1 protein-coding gene is annotated in these 254 nt (G+C 39.0%); it reads left to right on the top strand.

The features are described from left to right. Positions 1-254 (top strand): winged helix-turn-helix transcriptional regulator (locus AAEY75_RS16175; RefSeq protein ID WP_352260171.1); only part of this gene is annotated, 254 nt, incomplete at both ends.

Here is a 254-nt window from a genome sequence, read left to right as displayed (position 1 = left end):
CTTCATGCATTAATGGAAAATGCCCGTACTGCGTACGCCGAATTAGCAAAAAGATTTAATGTAAGCGCTGGGACAATTCACGTAAGAATTGAAAAAATGAAGCAAGCAGGGATCATTACAGGCACCCAATTAACGATTAATACTAAACAGCTAGGCTACGATGTGTGTTGCTTTATAGGTATTAATTTAAATAACGCACGTGATTACCCACAAACACTTATAAAGCTAGAAGCATTGGAGGAAGTGGTAGAGGC

Source organism: Psychrobacter sp. TB55-MNA-CIBAN-0194 (genome assembly GCF_040309505.1).
Classification (GTDB): domain Bacteria; phylum Pseudomonadota; class Gammaproteobacteria; order Pseudomonadales; family Moraxellaceae; genus Psychrobacter; species Psychrobacter fozii.
This window is presented reverse-complemented; position numbering and strand designations above follow the sequence as displayed.